The following is a 14,959-nucleotide window of genomic DNA, read 5'->3' as shown; positions in this document are numbered from 1 at the left end:
GAAAATGAACAAAAATGGAATACTTTTTTGAAAAAATGTATAAGTATGCACAAAAAAACCGCTCATTTTGTAATGAACGGTCATTTCAAACATATAAATTTGTATATTTCTTGTAAATTTAACGAAGTAAATTCTCTTTTTGTAAAAATTGTTTTGCGACTTCTTCACTACTTTTACCATTCACATTAACTTCATAATTCATTTTTCGCATTTCTTCATCTGTAATCTTTCCAGATAATTTATTTAATACCTTTTCAAGTTCAGGATATTTCTGTAACGTTTCTTTTCTTAATAATGGTGCTCCTTGATAAGGTGGGAATAACCCTTTATCATCTTTTAGCACTTTTAGTCCGTATTGCTCCAATTCACTATCTGTTGAATATGCATCAATTACGTTAACATCTCCAGATTGAATTGCGCTATAACGCAGCTTCGGCTCCATCGTTTTAACATTCGAGAACTTATAGTTATATAATTTTTGCATTCCTTTATAACCATCTTCACGATCAGCAAATTCCAATGTAAATCCTACTTTGGCTTCCTGCGCAACATTCCCTAAATCAGAAATAGTATTTATATTCTTTTGATCTGCTATTTTTTTCGGCATGGCTAGTGCATATGTATTGTTATACTCCATTGGCATCAACATAATCATATTATATTTCTTTTCCAGTCCAACGCGAGCCTGCTCATATACTTCATCACGATTTGTACTCTTTGGTTCTTCTTTCACGAAAGTAGATAGCGCTGTTCCTGAAAATTCTGGGTACACATCTACTTCACCTGATTTCAACGCTTCAAATACAAATGCTGTTTTCCCAAGACCTGGTTTTAATTGTACGTGTAAATCGGTATCTTGTTCAATAAGCTGCTTATACATTTGAATTAAAATTTCAGGTTCTGATCCAAGTTTGCCCGCAATAACAATATCTTTCTTTTCTGTACTCCAAAGAAATGGAGAAGCAATCATTACTACAACTATACATATCGTCAATATAACACGCTTAGAAGAGCGTTTCGGTCGTTCAAGTATGCGAAGTACTATATCAAAGAATAAAGCGAGTAACGCGGCTGGTACGGCCCCTAAAATGATAAGTGCATGATCATTTCGATCTATACCTAATAATATAAGCTTACCTAGCCCACCAGCACCAATGAGAGCTGCTAATGTAGCCGTTCCAACAATTAATACCATCGCTGTACGAATACCGGCCATAATGATAGGCAATGCAAGAGGAAGTTCTACCTTCCACAACCTTCTCCAACTATTCATCCCCATAGCTCTCGCGGCTTCTATTAGTGATTCATCTAATTCCCTTATTCCTGTATATGTATTTCGTAAAATAGGTAATAGTGCATACACAACTAATGCGATAATCGCTGGAAGTTTTCCGATTCCTACTAACGGAATTAATAGTCCGAGTAATGCAAGTGATGGCACTGTCTGCATTACCGCAGAAGTTCCTATTATAAATTCAGCCATTCGTTCTTTTCTTGTTAATAAAATGCCAAGTGGCACCGCTATAATTACTGCAAAAAATAATGAAATAAGCGATATTTGTAAATGCTCACTTAATGCAGTTAGTAATTCTATTTTTCGTTCTTGGAACGTTTGTATAAAATTAGTCACTGTTTAACCTCTTTCCTTCATTTGTTCAACAATGTAATTGACAATATGACGACTTGTTAACGCTCCAATATATTGACCGTTTTCTTCAACTGGAACGACCTCCTCGTCACGCACACGAACTAGCGCTTCTTCTAAAGAAGAATGTAATGATAGTGCCTGCCCTTCTAATTGCACACTTTGATCAAGCGGCAATACATCTGCTACACTTTTCTCCTCATACCAAGTTCGTCCACGATTTCCAATGAACTCCTCTACAAATTCATTTTTCGGATTATGTATAATTCCTTCTGGTGTATCTAGTTGAACAACTTTTCCTTCTTTCATAATACAAATGCGATCTCCAAGTGATAATGCTTCTTGCATATCATGTGTTACGAACACGATTGTTTTTTGAATCTTTTTTTGCAACTGTACAATATCCTTCTGAAGCTGTTCCCTACTTAATGGATCTAACGCACTAAATGGTTCATCCATAAGAACGATTTTCGGGTTTGCGGCTAATGCTCGCACGACACCGACACGTTGTTTTTGTCCTCCTGACAATTCATCAGGCATACGATCTCGATATATATCCGGATCTAATCCAACCATATGTAACAAGTCATCGACGCGTGCTTTTATTTCCTTTTTGCTCCATTGCCTCATTTCAGGAACAACTGCAATATTTTCAGCGATTGTCATATGAGGAAACAAAGCAATCTGTTGCAACACGTATCCTATATCCCAACGTAATTCGTTTATATTATATTGTTGAATATCTTTTCCATCGATTAAAATCGACCCTTCAGTCGTTTCGATTAAACGATTAATCATCTTCATTGTCGTTGTTTTCCCGCAACCACTCGGACCGATGAGAACAAAAAATTCTCCCTTTTTAATTTCTAAATGCAATGAATCCACTGCTTTCGTGCCATCTTCATACGATTTTGACACATGATTAAATTGAATCACAAATACAACTCCTTTACTGTTGTTTCCTTTATTTTGATGGAATATGGCATTCATTTCAAATGATACGCTTTTAAATTAAAAAAGAGCTCGCATTTGAGCTCTAACGATCGAACAATATTGTTTTCATAATAGCAGCATATTCGCGAACATACATTTTTCTCTTAGAACGAATTGGTGTTTCAGCAGCTAGTGCCTCCATCTTCATGCCTAAACGCTTTGCAATTATTTTCGTTCGATATAAATGATACGTATTACTTACAACTACCGCATGTTTCACATTATATAAATCCATACTAAACTTTAAGTTTTCATACGTATTTGTAGATTGATCTTCTATTAAAATACGACTCTCATCTATACCATGTACCATTAAATAGTTTCTCATGCTATGAGCTTCCGGTATATCTTCATCTTCTCCTTGGCCACCTGAAACAATTACTTTCGCTTCAGGATGGGAAAATAAATACTCCAACGCTACATCCAAACGATTTTGAAGAGATAAAGACGGTCTATCTCCAAATAACTTTGCACCCAGTATAAGAACGTACGGAGAGTGATAGCTCAACTTTTCACGAGCAACTTTGTTCATTCGAAACGTCATATAAATGATGTATAGTGGCGGTAATAATAAAATCATAAGAAAGATCCATTTGTTCATAAATAAGTATTCACTCCCTTTCTTGTTATTATATAGAAAAAGAAAGGGAGGCAGAAGTGTTTTTTCAAACGATTGATTTATTAGAAACATGCGCCGCTACTTTACGTTGTGATAGTACATAATAAATAGCGATTCCTAATGAGAAGATCAATATGCAGCTTAATACGTAAAACGGCAGCATGACTCCAACTTTAGATACACCCGCTGTAAACAACATTAATAATAAAATTCGTATTCCAGTACCAATTAGGCGAAATAAGCTGTCTACACGTCCCATTACTTCATTTGGAATTTCCTCCATCATCAATACATTTCTCGCCACTCTTGTACCCGCATTTCCAACTGCATGAAAAATTGCAAGTCCATATAAGAAAATTACGGAAGGTTCAATACTCATTGCGGTAATTGAAATTACATAAATGAACATCGTCATAACGATTGAAACTTCTGTTTTTACATATTTCATTATGAGTGGAATACAGATTCCTGCAACAACCGCTCCAACACCGTACATCATCCCCTCTATTGCGTATACAGAGGCATTGGCTTTAAGTATATCCGAAATATAAACTGGTATTAAATAATTTGCCATCATAACACCTATAAACGGCATATAAGTGGCCAGTAAGAACCAAAAGAGCTTAGGACGTTTTTTCATAAAGTGAATTCCTTCAAATAATTGCTTCTTAAATGTTATTTTTCTTTTCACTTCTTTTTTCTTTACGTACGGTATACATAAGAAAAGAAAAAATGCTCCAGCAAAAGTTAACATGTCTACTAACAAAATCCACTTCAAAGATACAATTTCAATTAAGAAGCTCGCGGCCGCTCCAGAAATAACTTGTGTTAACTGTCCTTGTATTTCCATCGTTCCACTTAAACTTTTATAATGTTCCGCTTGAAATATCTCTTGGTTGAACGCAAATATTGTAGGATAAAATAATAAATAGTAGAATGATCCGGCTATATAAATAAGAATATAGTGAATAGAATGATAAGGTTGCCCAGCAAATCCCCATATAAACATTATTCCAATTACAGCTATTCCGATTCCTTCGTTACATAGCAATAAAGATTTTCTTGAAAAACGATCAATACTTTGCCCAATGAATGGTGTTAATAAAAACATAATGAGGGTTGCAATGATAGAAACATAACCAAATGTTGTCTCTCCTCCACTCTCTTTAATTAACAGCCACGGAATCGTTATCATAACAATTCCGGAACCAATAGCAGATAGACTATTGGCCCCTAGAATGTAATACAAGCGAGAATCATGATAAAGGGAGGACATATCACTCCACTCCTAGTTGCTTTTTCACCTCTTTATATACGCTCATATATGCTTTTAACTCTTTAACTACATCATGAATTAATGGTTTCGCATCTTCCCCAAGTTCCCCATCTTGCACATGTAATCCATCAAGCACAACTTGTTTTGGAATTGCATTTGCATAAACACCTCTAGCGACCGTTCGCATGCTGTTTAATGCATTTATTCCACCTTTACCGCCACCAGCAACCGCTAACAACGCAACTGGTTTATGAATAAATTCACTACTACTTAAGTAATCTAAAGAGTTTTTCAGCGCACCGCTCATCGCATTATGATATTCTGGTGTACATAATACAACCCCATCCGCAGCTTTCACTAACGTTTTCAATTTTTTTACTGCCTCTAAATCACGTTGTGACTCTTCTCCATTGTATAAAGGTAACTCCTCGATTGCTAAATCATATAATTCCCCTTCAAATTGATCCGCAATATATTTTGCCACCACGCGAGTTCTGCCAAATTTTCTTGGTGTACCGTTAATAACGACTAGTTTCATGATTATTTCTCCCCTTTGTTTTTAAGTTCTACTTATATATTATCAGAAATTTCTATACAAAATACAATATAAAGAGTTAACTTGTTTCATAAAATAGTATGATAAACAAAAAAGAACTCATACTTTCGTATGAGTTTCGTACAATTACTTCGTTTCATCTCTCAGACTCAATGTACCTAAACTTTCATTTGCTTCAAAATGATTATATGCTTTTTCCGCTAATCTTTTCCGTTCTTCTGGTAATTCTATATATTTCATTACGTTTTCAATTATTTTTTCGTACGGAGTAAATACAATTCCCGGCCACTCTACCTCATCTTCTGGATTACTATTTTCGGAAATAATAAATTTTTTATTTGCGACTGCATAAGACACGCGAGGTGTTTCAAGAATTCCTGATAAGTAAAAATGAATATTTAATATAATTTTCGACCTAGCAATCAATTCATTTCTAACAATTCCCCACGCATTATTTTTAAAAACTATATTTAAATTCGGGGCAATCGCTTTTAGGTGATCAAAAATAGCTTGCCGCCTCGGATTAAGAGCACCTATAAACAGAATATCAATATCTTCAGTAATCTCATCTTCAAATGCATCTTTTTTTATTTCCAAAGTTGGAGCATAGTTCATTTCTACATGTTTTATTTCTTTTCCTACCCCTTTTTGTTTTAACCATTCTATATTTTGTTTACTATAATCCCAAATCACTCTATCTTTTAATAATATTAAATAAAGGGGGTGCGCATATGGACTTCCTTCGTATAGCTGTTCTAAATTATAAATAATTGCGTCTTTCGGAAGAAGGTTCGGGTTATATGCATATGTATGCGCTCCAAAAACAATTGTATTCTTTACATTTCCCAGTATTGTTTCTGATATAATTACTGTATTCCCCTCCTGCTCCAACCGCCACTTTAAAGCTCGCGCAACATCTATGAAACTACCGTATGTCTTTGGGCATATAAAAAGACAATAATCATATTCTTTATTCAAATAAGCTTCCATTAATTTTAGATTATTTTTATATAAATCTACATCCGGATGTTTAAGTACTAACTCATTTGCATGTTTTCTTGCTACTTTATATAATCCAGCATAATAAGCAGCAATGCATCTTCTTAATTCGATTCTTTCCCGATGTTCATCTAATACATCCATGTTTAAAAGAAGATTTGCGATACAATACGCTTTTAAATGATCACGATCATAATAATAGTCTAGTAGTGGCATCAATTCTTCATACGTATTTCCATGCACCGATTCTCCTAGTTCAATCGCCCATCGCATTAATTCCATGATTACTCCACTACTCCTTTAACCGAAAATGTATTTAATAAAATTTTGCATTATTCTCTACTATATTTGCTATATGAAATGGAATCTCTTCTTTAATCGATTCCAAATATTTTTGCGAAACGGCCCCTAAATGTTTTTTATGAGGTATATAGAAAGCACTAATAGAAATTTCATAATCAAATAAGTAATCATACACATGATAATCTACAAATAGAAGATCATCCTTTGGAAAAGGAATTTCCTTCCCTTGCAGAGCATACATCAAAGCAATATTGTTTTGAGATCGTAATCGATACAACCTTGCAAGTTGATATAATGGTTCAGCCCGGGTTGGTCTATATTCCCACGCTTTTTGAAAATAAAAAACAGCTAATGCTAAATATTGCTCTTCTTGCCCTTTAACAGTTTCTTTTTCATCAGCATCTGTCACTTCATTTTGTTTATTTGCTGAACGATTTGTTAACTGCTCATAACAAAATCCTATTCGCAATAACGAATAGAATACCTCTTCAACCCATCCCCCTGCTTCCACTCGTTTTTTATACCATTTAATCGAATCTTCAAATTGACTTAAATGAAAATAAGTCTGCGCTAAATAAAATAAATATCTTATATGCAAATCTGGCGTTGTTTCTGGGTCGTTTATTCCTTGTAATAACAACCTCTCATCTCTTTCAAATTTATCAGCTTTACTCCCGCCATCTCCAGGATCATTCACGACAAGAGTCTCTAACCGATCTACCCTCGTATTGTAATTCACTCCAACTTTTGAACGATCTATATCCCAATACTCATGAGTAACACCGACAGATTTCCATGGTAAAGAAGCTTTCAAAAGACGTGTAAGCCAATATTTAATATGAACATCATATTGCAATGTAAGATAATGATCTTCCGTTAAGCTCGTTTTATCGAAATTCGGATCAACCTCTAAAATCATATCTGCATCTAATATTAATAAATAATCCGCTTCTGGATATGTTTTTTGCGCTAATGAAACAGCTAAGCTTCTGTTATAACCAAAGTTTTTAAACGGCTCATGATGAACCGTTCCAGGTATCTCATTTTCCTTACACCAATTTTCAATAATTTCAGGCGTATTATCCGTCGATCCAGTATCACAAATAGAAACAAAATCTACAATTGATTTTGTTGCATTTAAACATCTTTCCATAATTCTAGACTCATTTTTGACGATCATACAAAGACATAACTTTTTTTCTTCCTTTACAGACTTCACTTGCTCATTTCCCATTTAACCACCTCATATTTTATTAGCACGCTCTTCTCATATGTAACAACATTTTTTAGCTATACTGATGACATAAGCACCCTTTTACTATTTATGAAAACTTCATTTTATTTATTCTTACTTTTATGTTGGGACATATTTCATACTTCGCTTTATATTTGATACAATCAATGCCAAAAAATATAATATGGGAATCCGTACATTTCAAAGTCTAAGGGGAGGTTATATTTTGTTGGATTACATTTGGCTAGATGACAAATCACCAATTTTAGAACAACTACCAAGAAACTTTAAATCTGCAGCTATATTGCTACATCCTTTTATCCAAATGCCTTTAGGATGGGAAAAGTCTGTGAGAAAAAGACCATATGAGCACATCTATCCTAGCACTGAAGAAATCATTCATAATGAGAAATCCGTTTCTTGGAAGGAAATGATGTCTTGTAGTGGATTACATTCATACGCAGAATTAGCAATGGCCATGTTGACTTCCATTAGTGCCCTTTCAGAAGAATATAAAAGAGAGGATTTAGCTGAAAAGCTACATTCAAACTTAAAAAAAGATCTTTATTATCCAACAGAAGATTATACGTCTATATTTTTATTACACAAATTACTTAAACTCCTCGGTTCTAAAGGTGCAAGAAATCTATATTTCTCTGAACCAATTCTTGATACAAACGGATTATTACAGGTAAATAATACTACTCCATTAGATATTTGGGACATTAGCAATAATGAGTTAATTATTACTGGCGAAGACAATGAGTATGCGTTTATGAGTATATACGATTCCTTTACAACCTTATTATTAGCTAAAGAAGAAAATATAGAATATATTGTTCAATCAATGAATGTTGAAGCTGTCATTTGTGACAAAAAAACGATGATTGATTGGTATTTGTAAATTAGTAATTTCTTAAACTATAAAAAAGAAACTTGCGCTTATGCACAAGTTTCTTTTCAAAAACATCCTTATTTTTTTACAACTTCATGTCCACCGAACTGATTACGTAGTGCTGAAACTACTTTTCCATGGAATGTATCATCTTCCTGAGAACGATAGCGCATAAATAATGACATCGCGATTACTGGTGCCGCTGCTTGTAACTCAAGCGCAGTTTCAACAGTCCATTTCCCTTCTCCTGAAGAGTTCATTACACCTTTAATGCCATCAAGTTTAGGATCATCTGCAAATGCTTTTTCAGTTAAGTCCATTAACCAACCGCGGATTACTGATCCGTTCGCCCATACTTTTGCAACATCTTCATAATTGAAATCAAAGTCACTCTTATCTAGTACTTCAAATCCTTCAGCGATTGCTTGCATCATGCCGTACTCAATACCGTTATGAACCATTTTTAAGAAATGACCACTACCAACGCGGCCAGCATAAGAATAGCCATTTTCTACTGCTAAATCTTTAAATAAAGGTTCTAATTGGTCATAAATTTCTTTTTCTCCACCAACCATTAAACAAGCACCGTATCTAGCTCCTTCTACACCGCCAGATGTACCGATATCTACATAATGTAACCCAAAGCTTTTCGCTTCTTCAGCACGGCGTAACGTATCTTTATAGAATGAATTTCCGCCTTCAATAACGATATCACCTTCATCTAATAACGGATACACATCTTTTAATACTGACTCTACAACTTCTCCTGCAGGCACCATTACCCAGATCGTACGAGGAGCTTCTAATTCAGCGATCATTTCTTTTAATGTATGACGTGCAGTAATTCCTAGTTTTCCTGCCTTTTCTACAAGCTCTTTATTTACATCGTATACAACTACTTCATGCTTGTCTTCATGTAAGTGTTCAGCTAATGGGAATCCCATTTTTCCTAATCCAATTAAACCTAGTTTCATATTAATCAATCTCCCATTCTATACAAATATATTTAATATCGAAATTAATCCAAGTGCTACAACTGATAGTATAGTCTCCATTGCGGTCCATGTTAATAATGTTTCTTTCACAGTCATTCCGAAATATTCTTTAATCATCCAAAATCCCGAATCATTCACGTGTGATAAAATTAATGACCCTGCGCCTGTTGCAAGTGCTAGTAGTTCAACATTTACACCAGGTGTACTTGCTGCAATCGGTGCTACAATTCCAGCTGCTGTCATCATAGAAACAGTTGCCGATCCAGTTGCGATTCGGATTAGTGCCGCAATTCCCCACCCTAATAATATCGGTGAAATATGCGATTCTTTCGCCATATCTGCAATTGTCGTTCCAATTCCAGAATCTAATAGTACTTTATTAAATGCGCCGCCTGCACCAATCACTAACAATATGTTTGCAATTGGCCCAAGGCAATCATTTGTAAATTGTAATACTTTATCTTTAGAAAATCCTTTTGCATAACCAAGGCTAAAGAAAGAATAAATCGTTGCAATTAATAAAGCGACTATTGGATCTCCAATAAAGTGTAACACTTGTGCAAGTTGACTCGTTTTATGTAACGCTACTTCAGCAATGGATGCACCAAGCATAAGAAATACTGGAAGTAAAATAGTAAACAATGTATTTCCGAAGCTAGGAAGTTCTTTCTTCTTATCTCTTTCAATAAATTGCTCCGCTATATCTAATGGTACTTCCTTATGGATACGAGCACCAATCCATTTCCCGTAAAGTGGACCTGAAATAATTGCAGTTGGAAGTCCGACAATTAACGCATATAAAATTGTCTTCCCTACATCTGCTTTAAAAATACCAACTGCCGCCATTGCCGCTGGATGCGGTGGAACAAGTCCGTGTACGACTGACAGTCCTGCTACTAGCGGAATACCGATTGTAATAAGTGATACCCCAGTTTCTAACGCAATTGTAAATACTAACGGAATTAATAGGACAAATCCAACTTGGAAAAATACCGGAATCCCTACTAAAAATGCAACGAACATCATCGCCCAGTGAACTCGTTTCTTCCCAAAACGATTAATTAATGTGTTAGCGATACGTTCAGCACCACCAGATTCGGCCATCATTTTTCCAAGCATCGTTCCTAGTGCTAAAACTATTGCTAAAAATCCTAACGTATTACCAAGCCCTAGTTTAATAGAATCAATAATTCCTGGATCTTTTGGTGAAGTTCCAATTAAAGGCATTCCCATTGCTAATCCTACACCAATTGCTGTTAAAATTAATGCGACAAATGGATGCCATTTTACTACCGTAATAAGTAAAAGTAGTATGACAACTGCCGCTAGTACGATCCCAACTACCATTTCTCCCAATCCCCCTATTATTTACGTTGGAAAGCAGCTATACAATCAAATTCTTCTTTCAAGCGATTGTAAAGTCGTTCATACATATAAAACATTTCTAAATATATAGCCGTATTTTCTTTATTCGGTACATGGTGATGAACAATATCAATCCAATCCTTTACCTCTTCAAGAGATTCAATTTTTCCTACAGCATATAAAGCAACTGCCGCTGCCCCAAGCGCAGATGCTTCATGACTTTCAGGTACAAGCAATTCTTTCCCCATCATATCGGACAACATTTGTCTCCAAAATGCAGATTTCGCAAACCCTCCTGAAACTCGTATTTCAGTAAGTGGCCCTGTACAATCTCTAATTGCGAGTGCTACTGAATATACACTCATACAAACACCTTCCATCACTGCACGTATAAAATGTTCTCGCTTATGTTGAAGATTGATTCCAAAGAATGTACCACGAGCATTTGCATTCCAGTAAGGTGCGCGTTCTCCAGATAAGAAAGGTAAGAACAATAGCCCATCCGCTCCAGCTGGTACGCTTTCTGCATATTTAATTAATAAATCATAAGGATCAATTCCGAGCTTTCTTGCTACTTCTTGCTCTGGACTACCAAATTCATCACGTAACCATCTCAGTAATATTCCGCCGTTATTCGTTGGACCACCGATTACCCAGTGCTCATCTGTTAATGCGTAACAAAACGTTCTCCCTTTCTCATCTGTATTTATATTTGATGAGATTGTTCGAACCGCACCACTCGTTCCAATGGTAATTGCAGCCGCACCCGGTGATATCGCCCCAACTCCTACATTTGCAAGAACCCCATCACTTGCTCCTATGACAATTGGTGTCTCTGCACTTATCCCCATCTTCTGTGCTAATTCTGGCTTCATACCTGATAAAATATATGTAGTTGGTACAGGGGTTGATAATTGTTCTGGTGACATATGTAACATAGTTAAAACATCTTCATCCCAGTTTAATGTTTCTAAATTAAATAACCCCGTAGCAGAAGCAATCGAATAATCAACTACGTAGCGTGAAAATAATTGGTAAATCACATACTCTTTAATGGAAATGAATTTATAAGCACTTGTATATAACTCTGGTTCCTCTTCTTTCATCCATAACAATTTAGAAAGTGGTGACATCGGATGAATTGGTGTACCTGTACGTCTATAAATTTCATGCCCATTCATTTGTTGTAATAATTTTTCTGATTGCTTCGTACTTCGATTATCTGCCCAAATGATAGAACGCGTTAATGGCGCACCATTTTCATCTACTGCAATTAATGCGTGCATAGCTGTACTAATACCGATTGATGAAATATCTTCTGGTAATACATTACCCTTTTCGATGGCAACGCTTACACTTTTGTATACAGCGGCACATATTACATCAGGATCTTGCTCAGCCCATCCGACGTTCGGTTGAATAATTGGGTAATCGATTGCATGTGATGCAATGACTTTTCCTTTTTCTGTGAACACAACCGTTTTCGTACTTGTGGTACCGATATCAATCCCGATTACTCTCCCCCTTGTTTCCATGCGAATCTTCCCTTCATTTCTAGCAAAATACGATTTAGTAAACCGTTTACATGAATTAGTATATAAAATATTTTTTCATTTATCAAGTTATAAAAAGAAAATTTTTTTCATATAAAAAATAAATCTACTCATTCCATTTCACTTATACACTAAATTTAGCTACTCCTTGCGGTAAAATTACGTTATATTCGTTACGCAATACACTCTTTCCTCTCATTAACAACACATACATAGTCCTCCATACGTTCTACTCATTTGCATGAAGAAAGAGTTGAAAAGCAATATTCATTTTTAGCGGTCACGTAATATCGCTATCAAGCCAAGAAAAGTAACTACCCGCAGAATGAAAATTCTGTGCATTTTGCTCTTGTTTATTGTTTTAAGTTCACTAGTCCTTTTGTCTTGATAAAAATAGAGCGCGGCCCCTACTATTACTTTTTTATCTTGTAAATATATCTTGCATACTATAAAATTCAACAGTATTTTTATTTTTCAGAAAAATAAAACAATAATATAGAATTTATTGTATAATGTTGTAAAAAGATGTCGGAGGGATTTAATGTTAAATACAATATCTCAATTCACAATTAAGCTTTCATCAATTCTTTTATCACTCTTACTATTATTAAATTTACCTTATTTATTTATCACTCAACAAGGATTTACCTTTCAACCAATTTATTTTTTTAATCAGATCGTTACCATGTTAAAACAGGTCTTCTCCCTTGAATCATTAGTGATTATAGGATCAGACCCGAAGTTTGGCCATTTCAAAAAAACACCATTATTTCCAACTGTTTTAGAACCTTACCTATATTCATTTACTATATTATTTTCAGCCTTTTTTCTTGCTCTCTTTTTATCATCTAGCATGGCATTTTTTTATTTTTTAGCAAAAGATTATATAAAAAAATGGATAAACCGAATTGTGTTCATATTAGAAGCTGTCCCTGATATGATGATGATGATTTGTTTGCAAATATTTTTCATATGGGTACTTCAGAAATTTGGGGAATCTCCTGTCACTATTATTTCTTTTAATGAAAATCGAGCTTATTTACTCCCTATTTTATCATTAGCTGTCTTACCTACATTACAAATGTTTCGGATGATGGTGTTATACATAAAAGAAGAACAAGGAAAACATTACGTAGAGGTTGCATATGGAAAAGGCCTTTCATCAAGTTATATATTATGCATTCATTTATTCAAAAATATATCTATCCACTTCTTCCACCATTTAAAAACGATTTTTGTTTTCTTACTTTCTAATTTATTCATTTTAGAATTTGTTTTTAATATGGAAGGCATTATTCAATTTTTATTTAATAAGGCGTTTGTTTCACCTCCAGCTACATTTATTATACTTGTTATGATTATTTTACCGTTTTACGCCATTTTCCAAATAATCTCATTCATGATGAATAGATGGAAAAAGCAATTGAAAGGAGTATCATTATGAAATCTATTTGGAAATCAAAACGCTTTTTAATCGGCTTTACTTATTTATTCATACTTATTTCAGCTAGTTTTATTTATAGTTGGTTCTTTAAAGATAACATCCCAAAACCTCCTCAGTTACTTTACAATGAAAATAACGAATTACTTGGAAAGGCTCCCTTTCCACCATCGTTAATTCCACCTTTTGGATCTGATCGTTTTGGAGAGTCTGTTTTCTTACAAATTGTAGAAGGAGCAAAATTTACTATTTTATTAGCCGTGGCAATTAGCTTCTTTCGAATTTTATGCGGAACATGTATAGGAATCCTCTTAAGTTTATTTGCTCCAAAACTCAAGAGATTTTTCCAGTCATGCTCAGAAGTTTTTTATTATATTCCAACTCTATTTATCGCATTCATACTTATCACGCCCGTTAATATTGTAATCACGTCAAATGCTGATGGGGTAGATCCAAATATTTCATTTACGTTTTATCAAGTACTCGTACTTATTTTCGTCGCTCTGCCTACACTTTCTTTATACATATCCTCAGAGGTTGATGAATTTATGAAACAAGATTACATCTTAAGTTCACAATTACTGGGGGCTAGTCGTTTTCATATTATTAAAAAACACTTACGAGTCTTATTACTTGACCGCTTATTTGTATTATTTATGGAACATATCGTCCAAACACTCATACTCGTTATCCATTTAGCGTTGCTTAACATTGTAATTGGCGGCATACAAATGCGTGAACTCTATGACGGAGTGCTCAAACCTGTTTCTCTATCTAATGATTGGGCAGGCCTTATTGGATTAAATCGTAATGAAATGAATCTTTCATGGTGGATTATTTTTTATACTCTCGCTTCATTCTTTATTACGATTCTATTTATTAAGCTTATGACCATCGGGATTCAAGATGCACTGAAAGCAAGAGATTCGCAAATTGTAGCAATTCAAAACGTTCCAGATCATAAAAAATTTGTTAAACATAAAGATTCTTTTTCGTTTGCAAATAAAGTAAACCTTTAATCGTTTCTCATTAATCAAGTATTAATTGGCATCGATATTAGTAGAAAATAAAGAAGATGATCCCTA

General features: G+C 34.6%; 13 protein-coding genes. 3 read left to right on the top strand and 10 right to left on the bottom strand.

Going from position 1 to position 14,959, the window contains the following annotated elements:
* Positions 1-118: 118 nt before the first annotated feature.
* The 7 genes from CN409_RS06405 to CN409_RS06375 all read right to left on the bottom strand — a co-directional run bounded on the left by CN409_RS06405 (position 119) and on the right by CN409_RS06375 (position 7,625).
* On the bottom strand, positions 119-1,630 hold the full coding sequence (locus tag CN409_RS06405) for an ABC transporter permease/substrate-binding protein (RefSeq protein WP_000181021.1): 1,512 nt from the start codon (positions 1,628-1,630) through the stop codon (positions 119-121).
* 3 nt (positions 1,631-1,633) lie between these two features.
* On the bottom strand, positions 1,634-2,581 hold the full coding sequence (locus CN409_RS06400; RefSeq protein ID WP_000614075.1) for an ABC transporter ATP-binding protein: 948 nt from the start codon (positions 2,579-2,581) through the stop codon (positions 1,634-1,636).
* A 100-nt stretch (positions 2,582-2,681) separates the two neighbouring features.
* A complete protein-coding gene (locus CN409_RS06395) occupies positions 2,682-3,239 on the bottom strand; it encodes a YdcF family protein (RefSeq protein ID WP_001045718.1) in 558 nt (185 codons plus the stop codon).
* Between the two features lie 64 nt (positions 3,240-3,303).
* Positions 3,304-4,533, bottom strand: a complete 1,230-nt coding sequence (locus CN409_RS06390) for an MFS transporter (RefSeq protein ID WP_000097155.1) — start codon at positions 4,531-4,533, stop codon at positions 3,304-3,306.
* A gap of 1 nt (position 4,534) precedes the next feature.
* Positions 4,535-5,071, bottom strand: coding sequence for an NADPH-dependent FMN reductase (locus CN409_RS06385; RefSeq protein WP_000780355.1), 537 nt, complete (start codon positions 5,069-5,071; stop codon positions 4,535-4,537).
* 144 nt (positions 5,072-5,215) lie between these two features.
* Positions 5,216-6,370, bottom strand: a complete 1,155-nt coding sequence (locus CN409_RS06380) for a CgeB family protein (RefSeq protein ID WP_000422336.1) — start codon at positions 6,368-6,370, stop codon at positions 5,216-5,218.
* A gap of 34 nt (positions 6,371-6,404) precedes the next feature.
* Positions 6,405-7,625 carry a glycosyltransferase gene (locus CN409_RS06375; RefSeq protein ID WP_017763115.1) on the bottom strand — a complete coding sequence of 407 codons (1,221 nt, stop codon included), beginning with the start codon at positions 7,623-7,625 and terminating at the stop codon, positions 6,405-6,407.
* Between the two features lie 139 nt (positions 7,626-7,764).
* Between CN409_RS06375 and CN409_RS06370 the strand changes: the two genes are divergently transcribed.
* Positions 7,765-8,529, top strand: a complete 765-nt coding sequence (locus CN409_RS06370) for a DUF2711 family protein (protein WP_141527690.1) — start codon at positions 7,765-7,767, stop codon at positions 8,527-8,529.
* A gap of 68 nt (positions 8,530-8,597) precedes the next feature.
* Here the strand turns inward: CN409_RS06370 and gnd are convergent, their stop codons facing one another.
* The 3 genes from gnd to gntK are packed head-to-tail and all read right to left on the bottom strand — an operon-like array spanning position 8,598 to position 12,415.
* Positions 8,598-9,494: a phosphogluconate dehydrogenase (NAD(+)-dependent, decarboxylating) gene (gnd, locus tag CN409_RS06365; protein ID WP_000765981.1), complete on the bottom strand. Its 897-nt coding sequence runs from the start codon at positions 9,492-9,494 to the stop codon at positions 8,598-8,600.
* 18 nt (positions 9,495-9,512) lie between these two features.
* Positions 9,513-10,862 carry a GntP family permease gene (locus CN409_RS06360; RefSeq protein ID WP_000260204.1) on the bottom strand — a complete coding sequence of 450 codons (1,350 nt, stop codon included), beginning with the start codon at positions 10,860-10,862 and terminating at the stop codon, positions 9,513-9,515.
* Between the two features lie 17 nt (positions 10,863-10,879).
* Positions 10,880-12,415, bottom strand: a complete 1,536-nt coding sequence (gntK, locus tag CN409_RS06355) for a gluconokinase (RefSeq protein ID WP_086391024.1) — start codon at positions 12,413-12,415, stop codon at positions 10,880-10,882.
* 559 nt (positions 12,416-12,974) lie between these two features.
* On the opposite strand from gntK, the gene CN409_RS06350 reads away from it, so the two are divergent.
* Both CN409_RS06350 and CN409_RS06345 read left to right on the top strand, forming a co-directional pair.
* Positions 12,975-13,877 (top strand): ABC transporter permease subunit, encoded by a 903-nt coding sequence (locus CN409_RS06350; RefSeq protein WP_000935302.1) that lies wholly within the window; start codon positions 12,975-12,977, stop codon positions 13,875-13,877.
* On the top strand, positions 13,874-14,893 hold the full coding sequence (locus CN409_RS06345; protein ID WP_000836579.1) for an ABC transporter permease: 1,020 nt from the start codon (positions 13,874-13,876) through the stop codon (positions 14,891-14,893). Before CN409_RS06350 ends, CN409_RS06345 begins: the two co-directional genes overlap by 4 nt.
* Positions 14,894-14,959: the final 66 nt, after the last annotated feature.

Source organism: Bacillus sp. AFS012607, from assembly GCF_002558005.1.
Classification (GTDB): domain Bacteria; phylum Bacillota; class Bacilli; order Bacillales; family Bacillaceae_G; genus Bacillus_A; species Bacillus_A thuringiensis_S.
The sequence above is the reverse complement of the archived record's forward strand: the minus strand, read 5'-3'. Positions and strand labels throughout refer to the sequence as shown.

Bases quoted from the DNA above. Each gene is read 5' to 3' on its own strand.
- CN409_RS06395 (WP_001045718.1), bottom strand. From the start codon at position 3,239: ATGAACAAATGGATCTTTCTTATGATTTTATTATTACCGCCACTATAC.
- CN409_RS06390 (WP_000097155.1), bottom strand. From the start codon at position 4,533: ATGTCCTCCCTTTATCATGATTCTCGCTTGTATTACATTCTAGGGGCC.
- CN409_RS06385 (WP_000780355.1), bottom strand. From the start codon at position 5,071: ATGAAACTAGTCGTTATTAACGGTACACCAAGAAAATTTGGCAGAACT.
- CN409_RS06380 (WP_000422336.1), bottom strand. From the start codon at position 6,370: ATGGAATTAATGCGATGGGCGATTGAACTAGGAGAATCGGTGCATGGA.
- CN409_RS06375 (WP_017763115.1), bottom strand. From the start codon at position 7,625: ATGGGAAATGAGCAAGTGAAGTCTGTAAAGGAAGAAAAAAAGTTATGT.
- gnd (WP_000765981.1), bottom strand. From the start codon at position 9,494: ATGAAACTAGGTTTAATTGGATTAGGAAAAATGGGATTCCCATTAGCT.
- CN409_RS06360 (WP_000260204.1), bottom strand. From the start codon at position 10,862: ATGGTAGTTGGGATCGTACTAGCGGCAGTTGTCATACTACTTTTACTT.
- gntK (WP_086391024.1), bottom strand. From the start codon at position 12,415: ATGGAAACAAGGGGGAGAGTAATCGGGATTGATATCGGTACCACAAGT.
- CN409_RS06350 (WP_000935302.1), top strand. From the start codon at position 12,975: ATGTTAAATACAATATCTCAATTCACAATTAAGCTTTCATCAATTCTT.
- CN409_RS06345 (WP_000836579.1), top strand. From the start codon at position 13,874: ATGAAATCTATTTGGAAATCAAAACGCTTTTTAATCGGCTTTACTTAT.